Annotated in this window: 23 protein-coding genes and 1 other annotated feature; of the genes, 6 read left to right on the forward strand and 17 right to left on the reverse strand. The window is 37.2% G+C overall.

Annotated elements, in window-relative coordinates; translation table 11 throughout:
* Positions 1-128: 128 nt before the first annotated feature.
* The 4 genes from F7731_RS19370 to F7731_RS19385 all read right to left on the reverse strand — a co-directional run bounded on the left by F7731_RS19370 (position 129) and on the right by F7731_RS19385 (position 3,918).
* Positions 129-965: a DMT family transporter gene (locus F7731_RS19370; protein WP_151536445.1), complete on the reverse strand. Its 837-nt coding sequence runs from the start codon at positions 963-965 to the stop codon at positions 129-131.
* A gap of 408 nt (positions 966-1,373) precedes the next feature.
* Entirely contained in the window at positions 1,374-2,228 is an 855-nt protein-coding gene (locus F7731_RS19375) for an MBL fold metallo-hydrolase (RefSeq protein WP_151536446.1), read from the reverse strand.
* Positions 2,229-2,522: 294 nt separating this feature from the next.
* A complete protein-coding gene (locus F7731_RS19380) occupies positions 2,523-3,296 on the reverse strand; it encodes a COG4705 family protein (protein WP_246197329.1) in 774 nt (257 codons plus the stop codon).
* A 430-nt stretch (positions 3,297-3,726) separates the two neighbouring features.
* Positions 3,727-3,918: a hypothetical protein gene (locus F7731_RS19385; protein WP_151536447.1), complete on the reverse strand. Its 192-nt coding sequence runs from the start codon at positions 3,916-3,918 to the stop codon at positions 3,727-3,729.
* Between the two features lie 282 nt (positions 3,919-4,200).
* On the opposite strand from F7731_RS19385, the gene rluF reads away from it, so the two are divergent.
* Positions 4,201-4,908, forward strand: a complete 708-nt coding sequence (gene rluF, locus F7731_RS19390; protein ID WP_151536448.1) for a 23S rRNA pseudouridine(2604) synthase RluF — start codon at positions 4,201-4,203, stop codon at positions 4,906-4,908.
* A gap of 121 nt (positions 4,909-5,029) precedes the next feature.
* On the opposite strand, the gene F7731_RS19395 is transcribed toward rluF, so the two are convergent.
* The 7 genes from F7731_RS19395 to F7731_RS19425 form a co-directional block, all read right to left on the reverse strand.
* Positions 5,030-5,386: a nucleotide excision repair endonuclease gene (locus F7731_RS19395; RefSeq protein WP_151536449.1), complete on the reverse strand. Its 357-nt coding sequence runs from the start codon at positions 5,384-5,386 to the stop codon at positions 5,030-5,032.
* Positions 5,387-5,559: 173 nt separating this feature from the next.
* Positions 5,560-6,831, reverse strand: coding sequence for a glutamate-5-semialdehyde dehydrogenase (locus F7731_RS19400; protein WP_151536450.1), 1,272 nt, complete (start codon positions 6,829-6,831; stop codon positions 5,560-5,562).
* A 1-nt stretch (position 6,832) separates the two neighbouring features.
* Positions 6,833-7,954, reverse strand: coding sequence for a glutamate 5-kinase (proB, locus tag F7731_RS19405; RefSeq protein WP_151536451.1), 1,122 nt, complete (start codon positions 7,952-7,954; stop codon positions 6,833-6,835).
* A gap of 231 nt (positions 7,955-8,185) precedes the next feature.
* Positions 8,186-8,410, reverse strand: a binding site (T-box leader).
* A 286-nt stretch (positions 8,411-8,696) separates the two neighbouring features.
* Positions 8,697-9,116 carry a nucleoside 2-deoxyribosyltransferase gene (locus F7731_RS19410; RefSeq protein ID WP_151536452.1) on the reverse strand — a complete coding sequence of 140 codons (420 nt, stop codon included), beginning with the start codon at positions 9,114-9,116 and terminating at the stop codon, positions 8,697-8,699.
* Between the two features lie 224 nt (positions 9,117-9,340).
* Positions 9,341-9,838, reverse strand: coding sequence for an LURP-one-related/scramblase family protein (locus F7731_RS19415; protein ID WP_151536453.1), 498 nt, complete (start codon positions 9,836-9,838; stop codon positions 9,341-9,343).
* Between the two features lie 79 nt (positions 9,839-9,917).
* Positions 9,918-10,808, reverse strand: a complete 891-nt coding sequence (locus F7731_RS19420; protein WP_151536454.1) for a DMT family transporter — start codon at positions 10,806-10,808, stop codon at positions 9,918-9,920.
* A gap of 198 nt (positions 10,809-11,006) precedes the next feature.
* Entirely contained in the window at positions 11,007-11,786 is a 780-nt protein-coding gene (locus F7731_RS19425) for a nitroreductase family protein (RefSeq protein ID WP_151536455.1), read from the reverse strand.
* Between the two features lie 310 nt (positions 11,787-12,096).
* Here F7731_RS19425 and F7731_RS19430 point away from each other — a divergent pair, with 310 nt between their 5' ends.
* Positions 12,097-13,755: a multicopper oxidase family protein gene (locus tag F7731_RS19430; protein WP_151536456.1), complete on the forward strand. Its 1,659-nt coding sequence runs from the start codon at positions 12,097-12,099 to the stop codon at positions 13,753-13,755.
* A 103-nt stretch (positions 13,756-13,858) separates the two neighbouring features.
* Here the strand turns inward: F7731_RS19430 and F7731_RS19435 are convergent, their stop codons facing one another.
* The gene (locus F7731_RS19435; RefSeq protein WP_151536457.1) at positions 13,859-14,233 is read right to left on the reverse strand and encodes a winged helix-turn-helix transcriptional regulator; all 375 of its coding nucleotides are present in this window, start codon (positions 14,231-14,233) and stop codon (positions 13,859-13,861) included.
* 181 nt (positions 14,234-14,414) lie between these two features.
* On the opposite strand from F7731_RS19435, the gene F7731_RS19440 reads away from it, so the two are divergent.
* Positions 14,415-15,626 (forward strand): MFS transporter, encoded by a 1,212-nt coding sequence (locus tag F7731_RS19440; RefSeq protein WP_151536458.1) that lies wholly within the window; start codon positions 14,415-14,417, stop codon positions 15,624-15,626.
* A gap of 32 nt (positions 15,627-15,658) precedes the next feature.
* Entirely contained in the window at positions 15,659-16,501 is an 843-nt protein-coding gene (locus F7731_RS19445; RefSeq protein WP_151536459.1) for an aldo/keto reductase, read from the forward strand.
* 192 nt (positions 16,502-16,693) lie between these two features.
* Here the strand turns inward: F7731_RS19445 and F7731_RS19450 are convergent, their stop codons facing one another.
* The 4 genes from F7731_RS19450 to F7731_RS19465 all read right to left on the reverse strand — a co-directional run bounded on the left by F7731_RS19450 (position 16,694) and on the right by F7731_RS19465 (position 22,054).
* Positions 16,694-18,142 (reverse strand): DEAD/DEAH box helicase, encoded by a 1,449-nt coding sequence (locus F7731_RS19450; RefSeq protein WP_151536460.1) that lies wholly within the window; start codon positions 18,140-18,142, stop codon positions 16,694-16,696.
* Positions 18,143-18,421: 279 nt separating this feature from the next.
* Positions 18,422-19,675, reverse strand: a complete 1,254-nt coding sequence (locus F7731_RS19455) for a sensor histidine kinase (protein WP_151536461.1) — start codon at positions 19,673-19,675, stop codon at positions 18,422-18,424.
* 445 nt (positions 19,676-20,120) lie between these two features.
* On the reverse strand, positions 20,121-21,086 hold the full coding sequence (locus F7731_RS19460; RefSeq protein ID WP_151536462.1) for a quinone oxidoreductase family protein: 966 nt from the start codon (positions 21,084-21,086) through the stop codon (positions 20,121-20,123).
* A gap of 383 nt (positions 21,087-21,469) precedes the next feature.
* Complete coding sequence (locus tag F7731_RS19465) at positions 21,470-22,054, reverse strand: TetR/AcrR family transcriptional regulator (RefSeq protein WP_151536463.1); 585 nt, start codon at positions 22,052-22,054, stop codon at positions 21,470-21,472.
* Between the two features lie 153 nt (positions 22,055-22,207).
* On the opposite strand from F7731_RS19465, the gene F7731_RS19470 reads away from it, so the two are divergent.
* Entirely contained in the window at positions 22,208-22,942 is a 735-nt protein-coding gene (locus tag F7731_RS19470) for a glucose 1-dehydrogenase (RefSeq protein ID WP_151536464.1), read from the forward strand.
* 528 nt (positions 22,943-23,470) lie between these two features.
* On the opposite strand, the gene F7731_RS19480 is transcribed toward F7731_RS19470, so the two are convergent.
* On the reverse strand, positions 23,471-23,830 hold the full coding sequence (locus tag F7731_RS19480; protein WP_151536465.1) for a winged helix-turn-helix transcriptional regulator: 360 nt from the start codon (positions 23,828-23,830) through the stop codon (positions 23,471-23,473).
* 187 nt (positions 23,831-24,017) lie between these two features.
* Between F7731_RS19480 and F7731_RS19485 the strand changes: the two genes are divergently transcribed.
* Positions 24,018-24,437: a GlcG/HbpS family heme-binding protein gene (locus F7731_RS19485; protein ID WP_151536466.1), complete on the forward strand. Its 420-nt coding sequence runs from the start codon at positions 24,018-24,020 to the stop codon at positions 24,435-24,437.
* Positions 24,438-24,649: the final 212 nt, after the last annotated feature.

The raw sequence follows: 24,649 nt of genomic DNA on the forward strand, positions 1-24,649 counted from the left end.
GACAATAGTTATTATAATTATAACCTGGAATGTATATTAATACAATAAAGTTTTTGAAAATCATAGATAATTAGAAAAAATCATAAAAAAAATCAGTGCCTACGCCCTGATTAATTTTTATACGTCTGTTAAATTTTTGTCAGTACAATCCCGATTAATGCGGAAATAACCCCGATGACCTGATACATTTTAAGCCTTTCTTTATATAGCCAACAGCTACTGAGAACGACAACTAGACAACTTAAACTAACGATTGGGAATACAATACTGGCTACTCCAGTGTTAAGTGCAAAAAAATAGCAGCTATAACCGACGACACTAATACATCCAACCATGGCACCCAATTTAAACTCTGTACGCTGCCATTTTTCCTTCATAATAAAGCTATTAATTAGTAAATAAGCCGCACCGCCACCATACATACAAACAAGCGTATTGATGGAATCAATATGTAAATGCGAAGACGTCTTCATAAGTACCCCGAGTACACCGAACGATCCAACTGATAATAAAACACGATACATCCACGGCTTATAATCCATTTTAACGCCACTCCCCGGTACATATTGGATGACCATTGCAGAAGCAAGCATGACAATAATACCCATCCACTGAATGAGTGTAATGTGCTCTTGAAAAATAAGCGCTGCACTTAGTATGGGAATCACCGTATTTGTACTAATAAGCGGCGATGTTAAACTCGCTGGTCCTTTCTCAAATGCCTTAGACATTTGAATATTCCCATTTGCATTCAATATTCCTATACCCGCACCTAGTACGATGGTTAATCCATTAAATGCGGCAAACCCTACGACGGTTCCATAGCCAAACATTAAGAAAAACGCAATCAGATAAAAGAAAAACTGCATATGCACCTTTGATAGTCCTTTGCCTGACGTGATCTTAATAATCATATTATTGATTCCAAAGCAAAACATCGTCAGAACGGCTGCTACAATCCACATTAAAGATCCTTCTCTCCCGTTGATAGAATCATTTTAATATAGATTTCTAGCAATTCAAATAGTTTTTATCATTCTGATGCTGTTTTTTTCTGCTGAGTAAATTAGAGCTTCTAGAATGTGGTGTCTTCCTAAAATAGATTACATGATTCCATTTAATTGAATTCTTCGAAACTACACCATCTAAGCAACTAAATCGGCCCAAAATGAACTTGTCATTTTGAACCGGATTATATAATCTTCAGCTATTTCTCCACAGGCAAATCGAATGTAACAGTTTTCTCTTTAAATAGTTTGGAAAAAAGCGGAACAAAGGGCCCGATGAACATCACCGCTTACTTTAGTCCATTTGACTTATTTTTCTAAGATTATCGATTCGCATATTCTAAAACGATAAGAGATGGAGTATATTTATACGTTAAATCCATTTACAAAGTTGGTGATTGTTTCCCTTTCATCTTCTGTCAGTTCCCTTTTTACGTGTTTTTCATATTCCTCAATGATTCTTTGTTGATCGCCGCTACAAATATCTGTATATTTCGCAATCGTTCTAAGCTTAGCAACTTCCTGCTTAAATTCCTCTTTTGAAATCGGCTTTTGATGCGAAGGGATATATGTATCTGCATCAAATGCTTCTAATTCATCTAATAGCTGCAGTGTTGTGTTGATTGTATAGTTTTCTTTTTTGGAAAAAATATCAGGATAAATGCAGTCCCCTAGGAAAAGAATCTTATCTTCTTGGATATACACGATACTTGAGTCAGGAGCATGATCCCCGCCAACGTGTTGTACGATACAGGTTACCCCGCCAAGATCAATTTCCACTCGTTTTTCAATCGTTACATCCGGCAAGACAATCTTGATATCCCGATGGTCCGTAAATTCATTCTTAATCGCTTTCGCACAAAATTCAATTTCCGTTCCTTCTTTTACCCGTGCATCTATTGCCTCATCTGACCATGAAAGCGGAATGAGCTTCTCCATTTCCTTTTTCGTTTCTTTGGAAGCAATAGAAACAGTATGAGGCAACGCTGGAAGACCAAAGATATGATCCCAATGCCAATGTGTCAGAACAACAATATCAGGATTTGGGACCTCTCTTTTTGAAAGTTCTTTCAGAAAATAATTAGTATGGGCTTCTGAGTTGCCCGCATCAATCATTAATGTCTTGTTGTTGCCAACTACCATCCCAAGAATGGGCCGGTCAGTCTCCGATATTGGGGTGATATACCAAAAACTTTTACCAATTTTATTAATTGAGTGCATAAAAGACTCCACCTTTCTTTTATCATATTTTAAGTCGAATAATAGTTATTTACTCTTTAGTGGGGATTATTTAAAAAACGCTAATAATTATAGTACTATTAAGCGCGTTTGATAAGGGAAATAAATAAAAAAAATGCCCACACACAATGTGAAGAGCATAAACTCATCATGATCCTGGTCTAACTAAATGTGATTGGTGCCGTTATCAACATGATTTGTTCAAATCATTCAACGGTAGAATGAATAAAACATTGCTTATGGGAACCCCAATTGACAGTAGATATATTTCTTAATCTAATGGGATGGTTGTTTTTTATTTTTCATCGCATCGTAAACAATGAAAATCACAAGAATTGCTGCTAAAACGATTGAAGAACCAATCGTACCTAAGTTAAAGCCACCTTTTTCATACGGTTTTGTTAGTAGGTCTCCAAAGGTTGCTCCAAAAGGACGAGTTAAGACAAACGCAACCCAGAATAAAAATACACGAGAAACTTTCGTAAAATAAAAGGCAAGAACGATAATCGCTAATAAACTTCCTATTAATACGGCCCCACCTATATAGCCAAGACCTGAAGTATCAGCCAAAAAATCACCTAGCGCTGTACCCAAAGTATTAGAGAATAAGATGGCAATCCAATAAAGTATTTCGACTTTACGTGTTTTAATATTATTGATATTTAACGATTTCTCACTAAAATACCAATAAGCAAATATTGCCAGGAGTATGACAACTAATATCAGGGATCCTTTCATATAACCTAAGGCTAAAGTACGATCCATAAAATCGGAAATTGCTGTACCAGCAATACTTGTTGAAAGAATAACACTCCAATAAAGAACGGGGATATACTTTGTTACCGATAGTTGCCCTATAAGTGTAATCAAAAAAATGACCAAAAATATGATGGCACTCATTGCATACCCAAATCCCAATGTCATTGACAATAAGTCACCTGCTGTTTCACCTAGTGTCGTAGCAGAAATCTTCATTATCCAAAAGATAATAGTGACCTTAGCAATTTTACTCATTGTCGATTCCTGATTCATTCGTAATTCTTCGCTCATAGATGGTTCCTCACTGATCAGTAATAATTTCTAAAAAATTCTTCTCCCCTTAATATGTTCAATTGTTCAAATGACTATTCTCATGCCTAATATGAGGTCTATTTCGCTTTGATATACTCAAATCGAGTGATGAATTACAGGGTTTTACAAGAGGATTATAAAATGAGGAGTGAATAGGGCAATAAGGTAGCCCAGGTGAAGAAACAACGGTGACGATCCGCTTTCCATCTAAGAATTAGTAAAACATAGACAAAATGAGATTTCTAGCTCCATATTGAATCAAAAATGTCTTCCGTCCATCTACTTGATTTTTTGTAAAAGCGGGAAAGGCTTCCCGCTCCTGACCTTTAATAGAAGAAAATTTCGACGCGCATTTTTAATTTTTTATGTTCACTTTTTTATCAACAAACTATAGTTTCAAAAATATTGCCTACTCTTTAGGCGCGTCAAGTGCTTGGTAGGCTAACTGATACTTTCCGCCATCAGCAACTTCAGAATGGTACAAAGCTTTAAGGGCAAAGTTTTTCTCCAGTTCGTGTTTTTCCATTAATTCTTTTAAGCCCTTTTGTAATTCTTTATTGTTTTTGATCAGCTGTTTCATTTGTGATTTCATGTACCTCATAGATATTTAGCTCCTTCCAGGTCCTTTTCTATCCACCAAGTATAGCATTAATCATTGCGTCTAAATAAATAAACATCCATACATTGCAGCACCTAGTAATGATAAAAACATTCCCACATCTTCTACTGTTGACGAGATCTCTTTTGCTTTGAGTTAAAAGGGTTTATTAAAAAATACTTTGTCTACATTGAAACGATTTCCGCGAAAATAAAAAGCACTTGTAAATGAGGCAGCACTTAAGTTATTCTAAGCATACAATTATCACTTAAGGCTGTGATTAGAATGCGTATTAATAAATTTATTAGTGAATCCGGAAAAACATCTAGACGCGGTGCAGACAAATTAATTAGTGAAGGAAGAGTCACTATTAATGGAAAAGTAGCAAAGATAGGTAGCCAAGTTGAACCTGGAGATGATGTTCGAGTTAGCGGAGATCCTATCCGAATGGCGAGAAATTATGTCTATATCGCCTTAAATAAACCCGTTGGCATCACCAGTACAACTGAAAAAAATGTAAAGGGGAATATTGTCGATTTAGTCAATCACCCATTACGAATTTATAATATTGGGCGACTGGATAAAGATTCCGAAGGATTAATCCTTCTTACGAACGATGGCGATATTGTAAACGAAATTTTGCGTGCTGAAAATAAGCATGAAAAAGAATACATTGTTTCAGTAGATAAACCGATCACGCCTGATTTCTTAACGAAAATGGCATCGGGAGTAAAAATCTTAGGAACAACAACACTGCCATGTGAAGTGAGGCAGCTATCAAAGTTTGATTTTCAAATCATTTTAAAACAGGGTTTGAATCGTCAAATTCGCCGTATGTGTGCAGAGTTAGGCTATGAAGTTTACAGACTGCAAAGAGTCCGAATCATGAACATTCATTTAGGCACCCTTCCCCCCGGACAATGGAGAGACCTGTCAAAGAAGGAACGCACTCAATTGTTTAGAGAACTAGACTATGAACCAAAGGAATGGTAAAGAAACAGAGGTTCGTCAAAAAGTAACTTACATTCCTACAGTTTCTACTGCTAACGAAGAAATCAAAAAGCAATAAGTGCAGTCTATCTAGACTGCACTTATTGCTTTTTATTAATAGAGTTTACCTAAAAAATACTTTATCCACATTGTACTTTGCCTTGAGCTCATTAATAATATATGTTTCATAAATTTCTCTATCGACTGGGTTTTCAATTGTACAAACTTCAATCTTAGTTACTTCATCTCGATGCATTTTGATTGGAGATACGGTATCCTCAAAATGCTTTTTAATTCTTGGTCTTAACTTCCTTGCTTTACCGACGAACAATAACTCTCCATTGCCGTTATAAAACATAAAAATCCCTCCCTTATCTCTAGGGATTAGATGGAAATCAGTAAATCCATAAATATTACTTAGCTTCGGATTATCTTGTTTTGTAATGGTAACATTTGGTGTCGGAATTGTTATCTTTATCACGTAAGCTCACTTCCTCTTTTTAAAAGACTGTTGTAAATACTATCATAAATCGAAATGTAATGCTATTTCTGTTACTATAATTGAAAAATTGTTACATAGGGGTATCCAATAAGTCAATTTTTCGACTATTGGATGCCCTATTTATGTTCAAGAAGGATGCTAACACTTAAAGACTACTTTATTTGCCCATTTCCCTGAATGATATATTTAGTTGATGTTAGAGCCTTTAACCCCATTGGTCCACGAGCATGGAGCTTTTGTGTACTGATTCCTATTTCAGCACCAAAGCCAAATTCAAATCCATCAGTAAATCGAGTAGAGGCGTTGTGATAGACGGCTGCAGCATCAATTTCAATGAAAAATTGCTCTACATTCTCTATTGTAGAAGAAATAATCGCCTCCGAATGTTTTGTTCCGTACCGATTAATATGAGTAATGGCATCCTCAACGTTATCAACCACTTTTAACGCCAATTCTAGCTCTAAATACTCGGTTCCCCAATCTTCCTCGCTCGCAGGAATGACATCCACTCCCACTTGCTGCAACGTTTCATCCCCATGGATACGCACTTCTTTCTCACGTAAAGCGGTACATAAATCGATTAAATGCTTGGATGCCCATTTCCGATGAACTAGAATGGTTTCACATGCATTACATACAGATGGACGTTGTGTCTTGGCATTCATGGCGATATCAATCGCCATTTTCAGATCAGCTGTTTCGTCAATATATACGTGACAGTTCCCTGCACCCGTTTCCAATACAGGAACGGTCGCGTTTTGGACAACCGATTGAATCAGCTTTGCCCCACCACGTGGGATTAATACATCGAGATATTGATTCAATTTGAACATTTCAGATGCAGTTTTCCGGCTTGTATCTTCAATTAATTGCACAGACTCAATAGGTAGTCCACTCAATTCAAGAGCATGTTGAATAACCTTTACAATGGCCTTATTGGAATGGATCGCTGTTGAACTCCCTCGAAGCAATACCGCATTCCCTGTTTTTAAACAAAGACTTGATGCATCCACCGTCACATTAGGCCTAGCCTCATAAATCATGCCAATGACTCCAAGCGGGACGCGGATTTGTGAGATCATAAGTCCGTTCGGACGGTCCCATTCCTCTAACAATTCCCCAATTGGGTCTTCCAGTTTTGTTAACTGAATGAGAGCAGCTGCCATATCCCGTAGACGCGGTTCATTTAATTGTAAGCGATCAAGTAAAGCAGCGGTCATTCCATTTTCTTTTCCAGCTATTATATCTTTTTCGTTTTCAGCTAAAATAAATGCTTGTTCTATGATTAGCTGTTCTGCCATATTTTCAAGGGCTTTATTTTTTTGTTCCGTCGTCGTTTTTGCTAATAAGGAAGCAGCTATTTTGGCCTTTTGAGCTTTTTGGATTAACTCACTACTCTGGTCTTCTTGAAAGTTTTCTCTCATCCTACATTCCCCTTTCCTTTTGACTTACCCAATTATCCCTGTGAATGACTACTCTGTGATGACTATTAGCTATGATCATAGCTTCTGCACTCGATAATCCTTTAATTTCTAATAATTGCTCGGAAGAAAAATTCACTTTCCCTCTTCCGATAATATCTCCCTTTATATTGACTACCTCAACGACATCGTCGACACTAAAGTGGCCATAAATGTTTGTCACTCCCGCAGGAAGAAGACTTTTCCCTTGCCTTAAAATAGCACCTACAGCCCCCTGATCAACTTCGATTTTCCCACGAGGAATGGAATGTAATGCTAACCACTGCTTCGACGATTTCACACTAGCTTGAGAGAGGCTGCCGATATAAGTTCCATCCCCTTTTCCAGCAAGTATATCAACCAATTTTTCATTACCAGAACCAGATCCAATAAATACTTTCACACCTAAATCAAGTGCCGTCCGTGCTGCCTCTACCTTTGATTTCATCCCACCAGTACCTACCTTCGTACCCGCTCCAGAAGCGCCACTTAATAATTCATCATTAATCTCATGAAGAAAGTTATACTTTTTCGCATTTGGATTTGTTCGTGGATTTTGATCATAGATTCCATTGATATCCGTTAAAATCATTAAAAAATCGGCATGAACGAGGCCACTCACTAGCGCCGATAACATGTCATTATCTCCGAACGTTAACTCTTCTACTGACACAGAATCATTTTCATTTATAATCGGCAGGACATTGCGTTGTAAAAGCTCAGATAATGTGGCATATGCATTGTGATATTGATCTTTATTAAAGAAGTTTTGCCTTGTTAACAACAGTTGTGCTGCTACAATGCCATGTCTTTTTTTGAATTCTTCCGTATACCCTCTTATTAATAATCCTTGTCCAACAGCTGCAGCTGCCTGCTTGCCAGCAATCGTTGTAGGACGAGAGGTATAGCCAAGACCCGCAAAGCCAGCTGCAACCGCTCCGGATGAAATGAGAATGACTTCATGCCCCAATTTCTTTAATCGTGCAAGGGCATCCACATGCTCACACAGCTTCTCACTACTAAGTCCGCCATTTATATTCGTCAAGGAACTACTTCCTATTTTGACAACAATTCTTTTCTTCTTCACTTTGCATTCACCACCCTATTTTGATAAGAAAAGCGCAAGCGCCTTGGTCAGCCCCGACAAGCATAAGACAAGTCCTTGCAAAAGGTGCAGTTTCCTTTTGAAAGGACTTGGCTTATGACCTCGAGGTCGGCAAAAAGCGCGACGTCCTGTCGCATTGCCGACACTAGTACATCCTGTACGTCGGGGCTAGGCGCTGGAGCTAGACAATAAAAAAAGCCCTTCCATCCCCATAAAAAGGACGGAAGAGCTTTGTCTCCGTGGTACCACCTTCATTGATATTAGATTCATTCTAATATCCACTCAAAATTCCTTTAACGCAGGAAAAATCGGTTAGGTTTTGCCTAACAGTTCAAGGGATAGGTTCAATAGCAGAGCAGGTTTGTAAAATCTTTCAGCCGCTGAATTTTACTCTCTTTTACCTGATAACTACTTACTAGTTCCTGTCATTACTTTTTTATATAAACGTAATTACTTAATAATTTGCCTTTAATAAATATTAGAAATATTATGGACGGGATTTTGGTTTGTGTCAATACTTTTAAATTTTATCCATTAACAGATATGTTTTATTCCCAGTTAGTCTAATTCATAATAACTGCAAACAACTTGTCCGACAGCTTTCGCAGCTACGAGGAGTGCATCTTCATCGATATACATTTTAACGAAAATGGGGGAAGTAGAATTAATATCTACTTCCCCGTCATGTATTTACCATTCCATATGGCTTTGTTCCTCTAATCCATTAAAGCATGGCACCACTATAGAAAGAACTAGATAGCTGGTTGAAGTCATGATCCTCCAGTTCTTCTAAAGTAATATTGGCGTGCGCACCTTCATGAACCATCAGATTGCTGTTCTCGCCCAAATGCACTAAAATAACCGGCTTATCTGTCGCATAAGCATACCCAAGCTCCCAAGCTGTTCCACTATCTGAATAGTTGCCATGATAAATTCCTACAACAATTTCCGCCCACTTTATATGTTTAATATCATTCGTAAATGTTTCAATTGACCATTGACGGGAACCAACTTCAGCATCCGCTGAGTGTCTCATCGGAGAGAAGACTTGCAACCCTTTCTCCTCCAGAATCGCCTCGACCTGTTTCACATGATTAATCTCTTTCTCATTAAAAAATGGACTCGCTAAATATACTCTTTTCATGTTCTTTTGACTCTCCTTGATGATCTCCAAATTTTTTTGCATGTATATTATACAAAATAAGAGAGGTGCCCTTATCCTTGATCCTTTTAACTTTAGGTATGGATAAAGGATGTTAAAGAGACTCTATCATAAATAGCCTCTTCATTAAAAGCTGGATTAGGAAAGCCATCAGAAAAGGTGCCTCAATATATTAACGTATAAAATATTGGAAGACGGGCTCTTTTTTAAGTCGTCCCTGCCGAAGAAGCAGCTGCTTGGTCAGCCTTTACACAATCAATGGCGACAACGAGTGCAATAATGATGGCTTCCATCTCTTCATTCAATATTTGGACCTTGTAGCTATCGCCCCAAGTAAACCACTCCTTGCTCACTTTACCGACGACTTCGCCATGCTGTAATACCTGGAAATCCATATCCAACCAATTACCATGTACTTCAATGCCTGCCGCATCGATCGTATAGCGTGCTTTAAAGAAAGAAAACTCCTTCTTAATCGTTAGCACCTCTCGACCATTCACCTCAACAAAAAACTTCGGTAAAAAGCTGAACACCTTTTTCGTAATGAGCGCAACTTCATCCCTTGTTGTATTCATAATGGAGAAAGTCTTTGGAATCTGCATAAAACTGCCCTCCACATAATAAACATCCTTCTCCTGCTGATCCTTTACTGTAAACTTGCCACTTAGACTGAATACCTTCTGCTTTATATAAAGTAGCTTCATACTACGCCTCCTTCGATATAGCATATTTCTTTCATAAACCCTTTCCCTTAATCTACAATTAATTTTAAACTTTTATTTTTTACGCTGCTTTTTTCCTCATTTGTTTACTTTTTATATCCGAAATCAAGAAGATGCTACTTAAAATAACAAAAAGACCAGCAACCATTCCGATAGTAATTTGTTCATTAAGAAAAACAACACCCCATATCATACCGAACAGCGGAATCATGAACGTCACACTTAATGTTTTAGTGGGGCCTACACTTGTAATTAAGTAAAAATACAAGAGATACCCAACGGCGGTACATAAAAGCGCTACTCCCATGACGGACAATGCGACGATAGGTGTAATAACTGATGTTGATTTTGGCAAATTGAATAGGGTAAATGGAATAAGAAGTAAAGTTGCTCCCATTTGTTGTCCGAAAGCGACTGACAAAGGTGGTGCGCCATCAAAAGCCTTTTTAGCATAAACACCAGCAAATCCATAAGATACAGTTGAAAATATAGAGAGGACAATAGCAATAATCACTTCTGACGTAAATGGTATAGGACTCCATCCAACCAAGATGCTAACTCCAATGATGCCAACGAAAATGCCAACCCACTTTTGCGTGCTTAACTTTTCTTTCATCCACCCCCAAACAACAAGGGCAGTGAAAAGCGGTGTCAAAGAATTAATTATTGCCAACATCGAAGCGTTTAAGTAAAGAGATGCTATAGCAATCAGTGTAAAGGGAAGCGCAGCATTTAGCGCACCGATAATCAAATATTGTTTCCAAAGTTGCCACCATCCAGTTGATTGCCTGATCACAAAAATATAAATCAATAATGCAACTGCTGCTATAGTTACACGCCCTTGGACGGTTAGAAACGGACCGATTGCAGGAGAAGCAATTCGAATAAATAAAAATGACGCTCCCCATAAAGCAGCTAACCCAAACAATGCTGCTGTATCTTTCGCTTTCATCAATCTTCTCTCCTTTAAGAGTTCGTTTTGTCGAAACTCCCTAAAATCTAAGGGTTACAAATTCGGTTGTTCCCGATTGTAACCCTTCTACTTTTGAAAAAATGTCTTAGAATGTCACAAGCTCTCGATGAGCTTTTTCCTGCAATATAAATGATTTTTCCAGAAATCTATTTTAGTGTTTTTGAAAATCAAAAAACCTCAATCATTTTTCATAAAGTTCTGCTTCTCCAAGTAATTCAGCACTGTCTGTGAAAACTCGATGTGAGATTCTTGCGTATATTTGGCAATGGTATAGACTTGAGCTAGATTCTTTAATCCCAATCGTTCTGTCATTTCCTTAAGCTTAGGAATGTCCATGTAGCGTTTCCATCCCTTTTCATTTCTTTCTTTGTAGATTTCTAGAATTTCCTCATCTGAATAATCATGATACTGATCATAGTGAACAATTCCTTGCCTTGGCAATCGATCACGCGGGGCAGGGTTTTCAGCAGGATATCCTAATGAATAACCCACAACTGGTACGACATTTGGTGGCAAGTTTAGCAGTTCACCAATTTGATCACAATTTGCAAGCGTTGAGCCCATATAACAAATGCCCAGCCCAGCATTCTCCGCTGCTAAAGCACAGTTCTGTGCTACCAAAGTAGCATCAATAGCCCCAATCATAAAGCTCATGAAATTATCAAAATGTACAGGTGCATCATTGAGCGAAAGCCATTTTCTCATTCTATTAAAATCAGCACAAAAAGTTAATAGTATAGGTGCATCAACAACCATCGATTGTTCCATATGCGGGGTGTAAAGTTTTCGCTTAAGCTCTTTGTCTCTTGTGACGATAATCGAATAAGTTTGCATATTTCCACTTGAAGAGGCACGAATGCCTGCATCTAATATTTGCTCTAGCAGTTCTTGACTTACTTCCCTATCTTCATATTCTCGTATGGATCTGTGCCCGAATATAACATCATTGAATTCCAAAGCAATCACTCCTTATCAATCGCATATGTAAGAGTTTGAACAATTTTTTGCATAAAAAAAGTTTAATCTATTCATTTGGTTAATACCTTATGATTGACGTCCTTTTTCCTACTCTTGATATAGAGAAATGAATAGACTCTGACTGCTATTATAACATGAGTTCTAAATTGTCTGATAAATGTTAAATAAAGATGTTTACTTTATACACTTTTAAACAGTTCTTAACCTCTTTAACTCCGCCCTTACTTTTAAAAAATAAATCCATATTATAAGCAAGAAACCTATATTCCCTTTTTTAAGGAGGCATATTATGTTTTTAAAGAAATTTGTAGATCCTTTACCCATTCCTCCTGTCTTAAAGGCAAAAAGAAAGCGTCATGGGATCCCATACTATGAGGTAACGATGAAGCAAGTCAAGCAAAAATTACATCGGGATTTGCCACCGACTACTGTTTGGGGTTACAACGGTATGTATCCTGGCCCGACATTCGAAACACAGAGAAATCATCCTATTGAAGTCAAGTGGAAAAATAAATTGCCTTTTGAACACCTGTTGCCTGTTGATCGAACCGTTCATGGTGCAGAACCAGATAAACCTTCTGTAAGGACAGTTGTCCATTTGCATGAAGGGCGGACTAATCCGGAAAGTGACGGATATCCAGACGCATGGTTTACACAGAATTTTGAAAATGTCGGACCAAAATTTGCACATGAAGTCTACTCTTATCCAAATTGCCAACGGCCTGCAACACTGTGGTATCATGATCACGCCGTTGGGATCACTCGTTTGAATGTTTATGCAGGGCTGGCAGGGTTTTACCTCCTCAGAGACAAAGATGAGGAAGATTTGAACCTACCAAAGGGAAAATTTGAAATTCCGCTGGTCATCCAAGATCGTTCGTTTTATCCTAATGGTGAACTCTTCTATCCAACCCAGCCAGGCCATGAGCCACCTCTAAAACTACAGTCCCCTCAACCATTAGATCCTAATTTACCAAACCCATCAGTTGTCCCGGAATTTTTCGGCAATACCATCTTAGTCAATGGAAAAGTGTGGCCCTATCTGGAGGTCGAACCACGAAAATATCGGTTCCGCATCCTTAATGGCTCCAATTCTCGTTTTTACCGTATACGTCTAAGTTCCAGTTTAGACTTTGTCCAAATTGGAACAGATGGAGGACTTTTGGAAAAGCCGATTATAGTATCCCAAATCATCCTTGCCCCGGCTGAACGTGTAGATGTCATTATCGATTTTTCTAACCATAAAGGTCAAAGTATCATCTTAACGAATGACGCAGAAACCCCATTTCCTAACGGCCAAAAGCCTTCCGTTGACCTCGGACAGATCATGCAATTCCGTGTCAAACAAAAACAATCTAAACATGACAAAAGTAAAGTTCCTACAAAACTAAGTTGTTTGGAAAAACTTGACCCGAAAGATGCTGTAATCGTACGAAAACACACCTTAGTTGAAGCCACCGATGGTTTTGGGCGCCAAAAACTATTATTAAATAACATGATGTGGGACCAACCGCATCTTACAGAAACCCCATTAAATGGATCCATAGAGATTTGGGAGCTTTACAATACTACTCCAGACACACACCCTATTCACTTGCACCTTGTTAATTTTCAAATTTTGAATCGTGCGGCGTTTACTGGTAATCCAAATGGTCATAATCTTTCATTCGGTCCACCACAACCACCAGATTCAAGTGAAATGGGGTGGAAAGATACGGTTCGTGCCAATCCTGGGGAGGTTACCCGGATCATTGCGCGTTTTGGACCATTTACAGGTATTTACCCATGGCACTGCCACATCCTAGAGCACGAAGATCATGAGATGATGAGAATGTATGAAGTTCTTGAAAATCAGAATTTTAACCCGTGTGAACCCTTTGCTGGTGAGTGTCATAATGATTCATTCTCTCAGTGTTTTAACTCGGGTAAACACTCCAAACATAAGTAGTTAAATTCTAGAACAAAAAGCTGACACCTTTATTTCCTTTAGGTGTCAGCTTTTTAATTTCATCATAGTTTACAGTCTAATTGCTGTTACATATCCCCCTCATTCATTGTTTTAAATGTTCATTTAAAATACTTTCTTCCAAAATGCCAGATGGATCGCCATATACTTTCGTAATATGCTTTTCTCCCCAAGTGCAAAGCGAATTTAAGATGCCTTCTAAACTCCTGCCATATTCACTAAGCTCATACTCTACTTTTGGAGGAACTTGATTATAAACAATTCGATTAATGACTCCATCTTCCTCTAATTCGCGTAATTGTTGGGTCAACATCTTCTGTGTAATATTTGGCATGAGACGCTTTAATTCACTTGTTCGTTTCTTCCCGCGTGTCAAATGACAGAGAATGACACATTTCCACTTTCCCCCTATCACTTCCAGCGTCGCTTCAACTGAAATATTGTATTTCTTATCCTTCATCCTTTGTTCCTCCTCATCTATAGGAACCTAAAAGTATCTATAGTACTTTTAAGTACGTACTTCTCCATTTATTTGATATGTATCATAATATCATCTATCGGTTGAGTTTGAATGTAATTATTTTTTAGTTTACTAAAAACAAGATCGATCATACATTTCCAAATGATTAAGGAGGAGAAAAATGTCTTTAGATAAAAAACAAAGTACATTCGCACTGCTAGCCCTCGCTATAAGTGCATTTGCCATAGGAACAACAGAATTTATCAGTGTAGGTCTATTACCATTAATAGCGAATGATTTACAAATACCTGTTACGGCAGCAGGCTTAACTGTTTCTTTATATGCCTTAGGAGTAACATTTGGGGCACCGATTCTAACGTCCATTACTTCTAATATGTCACGAAAATCATTACTACTTTGGATTATGGTTACTTTTATTATAGGCAATAGTATTGCTGCTAGTGCGACAAGCATTGGTGTGTTACTTGTTGCTCGTGTCATTTCTGCCTTTTCGCATGGAGTGTTTATGTCCATTGGCTCTACCATCGCTGCAGATTTAGTACCAGAAAATCGAAGAGCTAGTGCCATATCCATGATGTTTTCTGGACTGACGGTAGCCACTGTAACAGGTGTACCATTGGGAACATTTATTGGACAACAATTTGGTTGGAGAATGGCCTTTATCATTATTATCGGCGTCGGAGTGGTCGCCCTTATCGCGAATAGTATGCTTATTCCCGCTCATTTGCGCAAAGGTACTCGCACAACAATTCGTGAACAGCTCCAATTAGTAACAAATGGTCGCTTATTACTATTATTCACCATAACGGCTTTTGGTTATGGAGGAACATTTGTGGTCTTTACTTATCTATCTCCCATCTTACAGGAAATAACGGGATATAAAGAAGGAGCAATTGCCATTATCCTTCTTCTCTATGGGATTGCCATCGCAATCGGCAACATCGCGGGCGGAAAGCTATCGAATCACAACCCGATTAAAGCCTTATTTTACATGCTTATTGCACAAGCAGTCATACTATTTATTCTCATGCTTACAGCACCTTTTAAAATAGCAGGCTTGATTACGATTTTCTTAATGGGGATTCTTGCTTTTATGAATGTACCGGGATTACAAGTGTATGTGGTCATGCTAGCAGAACGCTTTGTACCAACTGGAGTAGATGTGGCGTCGGCCATCAATATTGCTGCATTTAACGCTGGAATTGCAATTGGCTCCTACTTAGGCGGGATTATCACAGACTCTATTGGACTGATTCACACCTCTTGGGTAGGAGCACTTATGGTACTAATAGCTGCCATCCTTACAGGTTGGAGTGCATCGCTTGAAAGAAAAGACCAAAAAGGGGATAAATTTAAGGAAGTAGTTTCCTAAGTAATAAATAAAAAATTGGAGGTTTATTTATAATGATTAAAAACTTACAAGATACAACTACTTTGCATAATGGTGTAAAAATGCCTTGGTTTGGAATTGGAGTGTTTAAAGTAGAGGAAGGGCCTGAACTGGTTAATGCCGTTAAATTTGCAATTAAACATGGGTACCGTAGTATTGATACAGCAGCCATTTATGAGAATGAAGAAGGCGTTTGTCAAGCTATCCAGGAAGGGATAAAAGAAGCAGGAATCTTTAGAGAAGAACTATTTATCACATCGAAAGTTTGGAATTCTGACTTAGGTTACGAATCAACTATAGCAGCTTATGAAACAAGTCTAAAGAAACTTGATCTTGAGTATTTAGATCTCTATCTTATTCACTGGCCTGTAGAAGGTAAATATAAGGAAGCTTGGCGTGCATTAGAGACTCTTTATAAAGAAGGAAGAGTAAAGGCTATTGGAGTAAGCAACTTCCAAGTTCACCATCTTGAAGACTTAATGAAAGATGCCGAAATTAAACCGATGATCAATCAAGTAGAATACCACCCACGTTTAACTCAGGAAGAAATTCAAGCCTTTTGTCAACAACAAGGGATTCAGTTAGAAGCCTGGTCCCCTTTAATGCAAGGCCAACTATTAGATAATCTAGTCTTACAAGAAATTGCAAATAAGTATAACAAGACTATTGCCCAAGTTATTTTACGATGGGATTTACAAAATGGCGTTGTAACCATTCCAAAATCCACGAAGGAACATCGAATTATTGAGAACTCAACTGTATTCGACTTCGAACTAACGAAAGAAGAGATGCAGCGAATTAACGAGCTAAATCAAAATCATCGAGTCGGACCAGATCCTGACAACTTTGATTTTTAAATTAATTCTTTAGTGTCAAAGTGAACGTCTAATGCACTCCGTTCACTTTGACTTAAAAAACCTCATTTAGTTATGGTACGGTTTCCCCGTATTGTAACTAAATGAGGTTTTCAGTTTGATATCTACTAATGTGACTAACATAAAAAGTCCAGTTATGTCTTATTACCCCTAGTTGCTGCCAACACTAACTTTTCACTTCTGTTTAGCTTCATGTACTTTCAGTAGCTTACCTTTTATTGTTGTGTTCTTCATCCTTTTCAACACAATCGGACCTTTATCATTTAATATTTCAACATAAGAAACAGTATCTAATATTGTAATGATACCAATATCCTCCACTGATACTCCGTCAATTTTTGCAATCGTTCCAACAAAATCTACTGCTCTAAGCTTCTTTTTCTTACCACCATTAAAGTACAACTTCATGATTTTCTTGTTTAATTTTTCACTTTTTGCTTGTTTAATCGTTGGCTCAACATTCATTTTTGCTTCAAAGACAGGTTTCTTATCTGAAACTTCTTCTTTTGAAGGAGCGGCCATTTTCGGAATCTCAAAACCAATGTATTCTTCAATTTCACTTAAAAACCGATCTTCAAATGGTGTAACAAAAGTGATGGCTTTCCCCTTTTGACCCGCCCGTCCTGTTCTTCCCGTACGATGGACATAGCTTTCTTTCTCTAATGGAAGATCATAGTTGATGACATGTGTAATATTATCAATATCAATCCCTCTAGCGGCTACATCCGTAGCAATCAAATAGCGAAATTCTCCTCTTCTAAAGTCATTCATCACGTCAAGCCGATCCTCTTGTATCATACCGCCGTGGATTTTATCACAGCTATAACCTAAATCCACTAACTGATCACACACAGTATCTACTCGATCTTTTGTTCGACAGAAGATTATGCAACTATCTGGATTTTCAACAATCGTTACATCTTTAAGCATAGAAAATTTGTCGTCTTCTGCTACTTCAAAAAGAGAATGATCAATTTTATCAGTCGTGAGTCCAGTCGCCTTAATTTCAATATCGATAGGTGTTTTCATATAGTTAAGTGATAGGCTTTTAACAGCTTCTGGTAAAGTAGCTGAAAATAACATTGTCACTCGTTTTCGAGGTAACTTCTTGATGATGGCTTCTACTTGTTCAATAAACCCCATGTTTAACATCTCGTCAGCTTCATCAATAACAAGATAGTGAATCTGTTCTAAGGCCAGAGTCCCTCTTTCAATATGGTCTAACACACGGCCCGGAGTACCGACTACTACATGTGTTTTTTGCTTTAATTCTGTTTTTTGGATGGCAAAAGGTTGTTTTCCAAAAATAGCTGTTGCTTTTATCCGTTTAAATCTGCCTATGTTTATGAAATCCTCTTTCACTTGCACAGCAAGTTCTCTCGTTGGTGTCAAAATTAACGCTTGAGGTTTATTTTCCTTCCAATCAATTAATTCACAAATTGGAATCCCGTATGAAGCAGTCTTCCCACTTCCTGTTTGTGATTTCACGACAAGATCCATTTTCTCTAACACAAGAGGAATAACCTTACTTTGAACAGCTGTTGGATTTACATATTCTAAACTATCCAACGCGTTTACTATTTCATTACTTAATTTATAATCTTTAAAACTTTCTTTGCACATAACTAAGCCTCTTTTATTTTGAATTATTTATCTTATTATTACCGTAAAAATCATTACCTTATACAAACTACCATTATACGCGAACTTCGCCTTGCAGATGAATTAGTGTGTGAAATAATAAAAAAATGACCTGCCTTTTGGGCAAGTCAAGTGCTTGGTATTCCAGCTGATGCTTTCAGCTTTAAGTGTGGTAAATTGCGCCATTTGAAATATGATTTTATCAGAGCTAAATTGTATTACTTTCAAATTAATAGGATTTGTTTTCCGATGTTCGTTCATTTAAATCCCTTCTTTATATATTCCGCCTTTAGGCCCTATTGTATTATTCTTTGATGGAAAGCGAATAGTAACCGTAGTACCTTCACCTTTCGAACTTTGGATATCTATTGTTCCTTTATATTTTGCTGCAATATTGTAGCAAATCATCATACCTAATCCCGTCCCTTTACTTTTTAAAGAGTAAAAAGGAGTACCTAAAGACCCTACTTCTGCTTCTGACATTCCTTGTCCATAATCGATTACTTTAATCTCAACAAAATCATTCTTCATATTAGCCGTTATCTCAACCGAATCACCTATTTCGGAGGCCTCAATTGCGTTTTTAATTATATTTATTAATAATTGTTTAAATTCTATGGGATTTGCGACGATAATACAATCTTCTATTACATTTAATTCAATATTATTCTCATGTAAAAGTCCATATGAATGAAGTAAATCTGTTACAGTCTGAAGAACATTCTTTACATTCACTGATTCCGTTTCTTGATCATTATTTGGCTTTGCAACAGATAATAATTGAGAAATCACGTGCTCAGCAGCATTCAATTCACCAATCATCAAAGTATAGTGTCTCTTTATATCATCACTAACTGAAGGATCATTTTCGTTTAGCTGCAAAAATCCTTTAACAACTGTCAAAGGATTTCTGATTTCATGAGCAACAGCGGCTGCTAGTTGGCCAGATATCTTCAAACGCTCTGTCTGTTTTATTTGTTCATAATATAATTGCTGTTTTTTAACTCGTCCATACGATAAATAAAATACACAATAGATAATCACTTGACTACCTATAAAGTTTATAACATTTCCTGTTAAATCTTGTTTTATAAAGTAGAATTGATTGCCTTGATCAATTAATATAATATAACTAAAAGTAAACATTATTGAAATACTGTTTAATAGTAAAGAAAAGTAAAAGAGCTTTGCATCAAAAAACACGATAGAGATTATTGGAATCAAACATAGAAAGATAAAGTCGGACCCAGTCTCTGGATACAAAAAGAAAAGCGTATAAAAGTAAACGGACGCTACTATTATGATTATTATTCTAAAAACATGGGTTACATATCTAGGATAAAGTAATAAACAGACAGATAGAATAACCACAAGTGTAACATGTAAGATAAAGCCGCCCCCATGCTCACCCATACGTGGATTACCAATAATTAACCCCATTATCATAATGGTTATTAAGATTAACATTGTAATATAGTATACTTTTTTATTTATTTGAGTAAAAAAGTCCTTCATATATACCTCTTTTTTGATAGTTTATTAGAAATTCCTTATTTTACTTTAATAATATGGTTTAAATTTCCCATGTATATATTATCATACTACTTTAGAAAACAATTACATCTTAATTTGAAAATGGAGAAATAGTTGAGCTAGGTTGGATAAAGCAATATCTTTAGTTGTAAGGGAGGAGGGGGGGGTAAGCGTTAAGGCAAAAAGCAGATCCCTAACGTTTCCTAAAATAATATTTTCTCTGAAAAATGCATCATAGCGAATGCCTGAATCTTTTTTATTTTATCTTCTCCTAATGTTTATTGGACCCATTTTAACAAGTAATCTACCTCCATTTCGTCCTCATTTTTACTCTTATGGTCTGCCTTTGAGATGAAAAAAAGAGAAGCAATATGCTTCTCTTCTAAAGTCATTTTTACTATTTCTAACACCAACATAGCTTATCATTTTATGGTCTTAATAAAATTTTCCCCGTGCTTTTGCGGCTTTCTAGAAAATGATGCGCTTTTCGGCCATCTTGTAGTGCAAATACCGTAGGCTCAGATACCGTTATTTTCCCCTCTTCTATCCAGCGGAACAACTCGGCTGAACGAGCTGCCCGTTCCTCACGGGAAGTAAGGACATTCCAAAGATCCCCACCAGTCAAAGTCTTTGACGTATCCATCAACATCCTTGGGTCAACTGGAGCAGGGTCTCCCCCTGCCATTCCAAAAAATACGACCGTTCCCCCAATGCGAGTTGCTGCAAAACTATCTTCGAGCGTGGAGCCTACTGAGTCATAGACAACATCCACACCTTTTCCGTCTGTTTCCTCTAAAACTTTTCGCTTCCAATCATCCGAGTACAAGAAAACCTGATTCACTCCAGCTTTCTTAACTGCGGACGCCTTCTCCATAGAGGAGGTTAAACCAATAACCCTTCCACCGAGGAGCTTTGCAATTTGGACGAGCAGCTGTCCAACGCCCCCTGCTGCCGCATGAACTAGAATTACATCATTCTCCTTAACCGCATAACTATCTTTTGTTAAATAGTGGGCAGTCAAGCCTTGCAGTAAAACAGAAGCCGCCTTTTCAAATGAAATGGTCTCTGGAAGAGGAATTGCCTTTTCCATCGGAACAGCCACTTGTTCCGCGTTAGCATGTGGGACATCGGCAAATGCAACAGGGTCGCCAACGCTGATTCCTTGGACATTAGCTCCCGTCTTTTCAACGACTCCCGCCCCTTCATAACCTAAAATAAACGGGGAATTGCCAGTAAGATGATAGTTCCCTTTTCTTCTATAAATATCTGCAAAATTCAATCCAATTGCTTTCATCCTTACTAATATTTCATCAGGCCCGATAACCGGATCCGAAATTTCAAGATATTCTAGTACTTCCGGTCCTCCGAATGTATTAAATACAAGTGCTTTCAAATGAACGACCTCCTCTTATATATTTTTCGATACATTTTAATTTATTTAAATTACGATTGGAAATGCAATCAATTTCTCTCCTTTTGGAGGATAGGGTGATTGATAAAACTCACTTACTTATGGTACGGTTCCCCGTGACTCATCTAAATGAGGTTTTTTTCATAAAATCTCTATCTTCTGACCAAAGTTAACCTTAATCTCTAAGTATTCAATAAAAAATGAACAATTATACTGAAATACCAAAACTCAATTTTGGGCCTCTTATTTAAGTGTCTTCGAAAACCGGGTTATATTTGGAATTAGATCTAATAAGTTCTAATCCCACTGGCTAATTCCTAATTTATATTGTCTACATTAAAGTTCGAGACGCACAAGCACTTATTTCATTCTTCAAGAACAATCGCCTCTTTAAACATCTTGCTTTGTAGATACGATAATTTTTTCGCCATCACTTCAGGAGAATCTTTGAAATCCTGCTGAATCCAATACATAAAGAAGCCGAGGCTTCCATATGTTAAGAAATAGTTTAATGCAGGAATTTCAATTTCAGTTGCCTCACCTAGTCTTAGCTCTGTGCTAGATACTTGTACTAGACTTTCACAAAATTGATTTTGCGATCCTGGGACAACTTCTCCTTTTAAAATGAGGGAAAAAACAAATTGATTTTGATATATAAATTCAAAAAGAGGGCGATGTCGGTGCTCATCATCTGACGAAAAGCGCTCTAAATTTTGATAGCCTTTACGAAAGTAAGTAATTAAATCATTTAAATAATCATCAAATATCGCAGCTAATAAAGCGTGTAAATCCCTATAATGCGAATAAAAGGTGACGCGGTTACATTGAGCATATTGAGCTACCTCCGTAATGGAGAGATCATTTAACTCCTTTTCTTTCAATAATTCCAATAACGCATGCTTTAATTTTTTTTGCGTCCTCTTGGTGCGGCGGTCTTCGTTTTTTGTCATAGGTAATGGTTATCCCCCCTATTATTTATTAAAAAATAGACATATTAATTATGACATCAATCTTTTTATTGGACAACTCTCGTATTTTCTGTTAATTTACAAATGTAGTTTATTTTTATTATATAACCATAGTATTTATAGGAGGAATATAACATGGCTCGTTTAGACGGAAAAATTGCAATTATCACTGGTGCTGCTCAAGGGATGGGTGCATCACATGCACGGAAATTTATCGAAGAGGGCGCGAAAGTCGTTTTAACAGACTTAAATGATGAAAAAGGAAATGCCCTTGCAGCAGAACTTGGCGAAAACGCTTTGTTCGTCAAACACAATGTCACAAGCGCTGATGATTGGGCAATGGTCGTAACTGAAACAGAAAAAGCCTTTGGTCCGGTAAATGTTTTAGTCAACAACGCTGGGATTACTATGGCAAAATCAATATTAGAGGTAACGGAAGAAGAATACCGTCGCATCGTCGACATTAACCAAGTTTCCGTATTTTTAGGAATGAAGTCCGTTATCCCGTCCATGCAAAAAGCCAACGGCGGTTCCATCGTCAATATTTCATCAATCAATGGAATTGTTGCCGGTGCTATCGGTTATACAGATACAAAATTCGCGGTTCGTGGTATGACAAAAGCAGCTGCAATCGAAGGTGCTCATTACGGAATTCGTGTAAACTCTGTTCACCCGGGAGTTATTGCAACCCCAATGGTTGTTCAAGAAGATACAAAAGCGGCAGTAGAAGAATTCTCTAAACATATTCCTTTAAAACGTGTTGCACAATCAGAAGAAGTTTCAAGCTTAGTGGTTTACTTAGCCTCTGATGAGTCAAGCTATTCAACAGGAGCTGAATTCATCGTTGATGGCGGCTTAACAGCCATGTAATGCAAGATAATTTAAAGAACTCCCTACCGTTTCAAACTGGAAGGGAGTTCTTTATTTAGCTTCTGACGAATCCAAATTTGTTACTGGAATTGAATTAATCATCGACGGCGGCTCAATAATGCTTCACTAATATTGTAGGAAAACTTTTCTGGCAAAAAAGGATTTTTAACACAAAGATACTGTAATCAAAAAGCGAGGGGAATTGGATACATCCAATTCCCTTTTCGGATTTTTTATAATGTTTATGCTGCTTCACCTAGATTTGAAACCTCATTTAGATATATTTTTTAATTATGAATAGAATCTGGCTTGGGATTTACGGATGATTTAATGAAGTGATGATAGTTTCCGCATGAGTTATCGTTCTACCTTTTTTGAATGTGAAATTGTTCAAAGCCATGATCGAAATTGTTCAATTTATTTGTCGATCCCTTATGGTGAACTGAACATAAGTAAATGAAGGTCTGATTTCTTATGTCCCCTTTTAAAGAATAATGTAGTGATGTAAATTAACTAAGCTAATCTTCTTTATTTATTGAAGGTTTGTATATTTTTCTTTCCCCAATCGTACATCATTATTAGTATGGGTATTAGACTTTTTCCTAGTTCTGTTAATGAATATTCTACTCTTGGAGGAACCTCGGGAAATACTTCCCTACGAACAATACCATCTTCCTCTAGTTCTCTAATTTGGGTCGTTAGCACCTTATGTGAAATTTTTGGAAACAATCTCTTAATTTCGCTAAATCTTAATGTTGCATTCATCCCTAAATAGTAAATAATTGTGATTTTCCACTTGCCGCTAATAAGTGACATGGTCAATTCCTTTTCACAATTGAATTCACCCATTTCAATTTTCCTTCTTACCACTCTTCGTAAATCATCCATCACAGGCTCCCCCTTCTCTATAGTTCTTAATAGTAACCTTTTAGTAACTATCTTACAATAAAGTGCGTTCTTACGGAAAAAGGTATCACATATTACAATACTCTTATACTAATATAAGAGTTAAAAGCTTAATTGACTTTGTAGGTTTTTAGATCTGACCTGGTAATCAAAAGGAGGTTCATTTAATATGAACAAAATCAATTTAGAAATTGCAAAAGAAATTATCGCTGGTGCGGAAGAAGAGGCAAAAGGAATTGGAGTCTCCATGGTCATTTCGGTAGTAGATGAGGGTGGCAATCTGATTGCAGTACACCGAATGGATGATGCATGGTTAGCTAGCATTGATATTGCCCAAAATAAGGCTTGGACATCTGTTGCCTTAAAAATGCCAACATCCAATTTAGCTGATGCAACAGTGCCTGCTGCTGAACTTTATGGCTTAAATACAACAAACAATGGACGTCTAGTTGTATTTGGCGGAGGAATTCCTCTTGTCCAAGACGGAAAAGTTATAGGGGCGGTAGGAGTAAGCGGCAGCACAGTTCCACATGATGTGCAAGTTGCAGAGGCAGCTGTAAAGGTATTTAATAATAAATATTCTCTCTAATTACCATCAATTAAGTAGAGATTTCTATTTCCTTTACAAACTACATGCAATTTGAAATAGGAGAGTCAGTCCTAAAGGAACTGATTCTCCTTCATTTAGTTCATACTCTTAGGTCTACTTTTTACATATTAATTAATGTTCCATTAATTATATTAATAGAACCTCATTTACTTATGGTACGGTTCACCGTAATCACTCTAAATGAGGTTTCT

This window comes from Cytobacillus depressus (assembly GCF_008923245.1).
In the GTDB taxonomy this organism is placed as follows: Bacteria; Bacillota; Bacilli; order Bacillales; family Cytobacillaceae; genus Cytobacillus; species Cytobacillus depressus.